The 2,129-nt window shown below is 72.4% G+C and carries 3 protein-coding genes; 1 reads left to right on the forward strand and 2 read right to left on the reverse strand.

What is annotated here, in order from left to right:
* Positions 1 to 310 (reverse strand): alternative ribosome rescue aminoacyl-tRNA hydrolase ArfB (gene arfB / locus E1293_RS46575; protein ID WP_132206497.1); only part of this gene is annotated, 310 nt, incomplete at its 3' end.
* Positions 311 to 400: 90 nt separating this feature from the next.
* Here arfB and E1293_RS46580 point away from each other — a divergent pair.
* On the forward strand, positions 401 to 1,225 hold the full coding sequence (locus tag E1293_RS46580; RefSeq protein ID WP_132206499.1) for an oxygenase MpaB family protein: 825 nt from the start codon (positions 401 to 403) through the stop codon (positions 1,223 to 1,225).
* Positions 1,226 to 1,405: 180 nt separating this feature from the next.
* On the opposite strand, the gene E1293_RS46585 is transcribed toward E1293_RS46580, so the two are convergent.
* Positions 1,406 to 2,129, reverse strand: a 724-nt coding sequence (locus E1293_RS46585) for a S1C family serine protease (RefSeq protein ID WP_132206501.1), incomplete at its 5' end; no start/stop codon positions are given.

A 2,129-nucleotide genomic window follows, 5' to 3' on the forward strand; every position in this document is an offset into this window, starting at 1 on the left:
GGGCCGTCGCGTCGGCGAGGAGGGTGGCCAGGCGGGTGCGGGCGGCGTCGCGGTTGCGCTGCTGGGAGCGGTACTCCTCGGCGCGGATCGTGAGGACGCCGCGGACCAGGCGGTGGGAGAGCCGGTCCAGGGCGCGGGCCTTCAGCGGCTCGGGGAGGGACGGGGAGTTCGCCACGTCGAAGGAGAGCTCGGCGGCGGTGGCGCTGGTGTTGACGTGCTGCCCGCCCGGCCCCGAGGAACGGGAGAAGCGCCAGCCGAGCTCGGACTCCGGGATGGAGACCGAGCCGCGGACGTGGATCGGGTCGGGCATGTCCCCATTGTCGCAGGGCAGACGTGATCTTGTCGCCGGGTTTTGGCCCCGGCTGGCGACCGTTGCAAGTAACTACTTACACTGATCGCCATGACCGAAGGACTGTTCCAGGACGACGACCTCATCCGCGTCATCACGCGGGAGGGCGCGCTGATCGCGGCGGGCGGGGCCGCGTCGCTGCTGCAGACCGCGCATCCCAAGGTGGCGCAGGGCGTGTACGACCACAGCTACACCGCGGACGACCCCATGCGCCGGTTGCGGAACACCATGGGCTGGCTCTACACGGTCCAGTTCGGGACGCGGGAGGAGGCCGAGACCCTCAGCGCGCTGGTGACGAAGGGCCATGAGGCCGTCACCGGGCCCGACTACGAGGCGAACGACCCCGAGCTGCAGGTGTGGGTCGCGTCCACGCTGTTCGCGGTGGCCGCGCAGTTCTACCAGCTGCTCTTCCGGCGGACGTTCGACGAGGCGGAGCTCGCGGAGTTCTACCGGCAGACCAAGATCTACGCGACGATCCTCGGGTGCCCGCAGGAGCGGATGCCGGAGACGTATCCGGAGTTCCGCGTGTACTACGCGGACATGGTGCGGAGCCTGGAGATCACCGACGCGTCCCGGGCCATCGCGGAGCAGGTGCTGCACCCGAAGCTGCCCGGCGGGCCGCTCAACGCGCCCGGGCTGATGGCGATCCGGCTGCTCACCGCCGGGCTGATGCCGGCGCCGATCCGCGAGCAGTACGGGTGGACGTGGACCGCGGGACGGGAGCGGCGGTTCCGGCTGCTGGTCGGCGCGCTGGCGCTGGTGTACCCGCGGCTGCCGGCGCGGGTCCGGACGCTGCCGCGGGAGTACTACCTGCACAGCACGCGGAAGATGCTGGCGAAGCTGAAGCGGCGGCCCGCGATCAGGGTGCGGAGCTGACACCGGGGCCGACACGGGGCCGACACGGGGTTGAGCGGCCGCGCGGTCCACGGGGTGGCCGCGCGGCCGCTCTCCCTTGCTCGGTCCTCCCGCACCCGGCCCGGCCGGGAGGACCTGCCGACCCGGTCCGCCGCCCGTCCGCCCGCTCCCCCCAGAGCTCGGCCGGACGGCGGTCCCGGGTCAGACCGAGGCGCCGGCGATGATCCCGTCGGCGGTCTTCTTGGCGGAGTTCACCGGGATGGAGAAGCCGACCCCGATGTTCCCCTCGCTGTTCCCGGCGGTGAGGATGGCGGTGTTCACGCCGATCACCTGACCGGACGCGTTCACGAGCGCGCCGCCGGAGTTCCCGGGGTTGATGGCGGCGTCGGTCTGGATCGCGTTCTTGATCACCGTCTGCTGCTGCTCGGACAGCCGCCCGCGCAGCCCCGGCGGCAGCTGCTGGTCGGAGTCGCCCTCCTGGATCTGCCGGCCGAGCGCGCTCACGATGCCGGACGTCACCGAGCCGTCCAGGCCGAGCGGGCTGCCCACGGCGAGGACCTGGTCGCCGACGGCCAGGGCGTCGCTGTCGCCGAGCGTCGCGGGCTTCAGCCCCGACACGCCCTGCGCCTTGACGACGGCGATGTCGTCGGCGGTGTTCGCCCCCAGAACCTTCGCGGACGCCGTCCTGCCGTCGCTGAACTTCACCGCGACCTGCTGCGCGCCCGACACGACGTGCGCGTTCGTCATGATCACACCGTCCGAGCGCAGGATCACGCCGGAGCCCCCGGAGACGCCTTGCGCCGTCTTCGCCTGGATCGACACCACGCTCGGCTGGACGGCCGCGGCGACCTGTGCCGTCGTCCCGCCCTTGGCCGCGGCCCCGGACACCGCCGTCGGGCTCGCGTAAACGGTGCTCCCGTGGTTC

The organism is Actinomadura darangshiensis (genome assembly GCF_004349235.1).
Classification (GTDB): Bacteria; Actinomycetota; Actinomycetes; order Streptosporangiales; family Streptosporangiaceae; genus Spirillospora; species Spirillospora darangshiensis.

Coding starts and splice junctions, on each gene's coding strand:
- E1293_RS46580 (WP_132206499.1), top strand. CDS start 401: ATGACCGAAGGACTGTTCCAGGACGACGACCTCATCCGCGTCATCACG.